General features: G+C 56.5%; 1 protein-coding gene. It reads right to left on the bottom strand.

Features of this window, described 5'->3' with window-relative positions; all coding sequences use genetic code 11:
* The coding region (locus QMX88_RS29315) for an IS3 family transposase (RefSeq protein ID WP_282373740.1) at positions 1 to 518 on the bottom strand (518 nt) is incomplete at its 3' end.
* Positions 519 to 566 lie beyond the last annotated feature (48 nt).

Below are 566 nucleotides of genomic sequence, written 5' to 3'. Positions count from 1 at the left end.
ACCCACTCCGATTTCAGGCTGCCAAAAAATCGCTCCATCGGGGCGTTATCCCAGCACTCGCCTTTTCGACTCATGCTCTGCCTTAAACCATGGGTCACCAGCTCGTTCCGGAATTTATGGCTGGTGTACTGACAGCCTTGGTCCGAGTGAAACAGCACATCTTTAGGTCGCCCGCGAAGCTCAACCGCCATTCTCAACGCCTCACAGGTCAGCGAGGCGTCGGGTGTCATCGAAAAGGACCAGCCCACAACCCTGCGTGCAAACAAGTCGAGCACTGCGGCGAAATACATCCACTGCTTACCCACTTTTATGTACGTTACATCCCCGCACCACACGGTATTGGGGGCATTCACATCAAACTTGCGTTTGAGCAGATGGGGCGCCACCAATGCCTCGACCCCTGAAGACTTGTATTTGTGCGGACGACGCTGACAGCTCACGACCCCGGATTCACGCATGAGCGTGCGGGCCATGTATCGGCCAACCTGATGCCCTTCGCTGCGAAGATCACTGGACAGCGTTCTTGCCCCCGCTGATCCCCTCGACTCCTTGTGAAGCCTGACCAG

Source organism: Pseudomonas sp. PS02290, assembly GCF_029960075.1.
GTDB lineage: Bacteria > Pseudomonadota > Gammaproteobacteria > Pseudomonadales > Pseudomonadaceae > Aquipseudomonas.
This window is presented reverse-complemented; position numbering and strand designations above follow the sequence as displayed.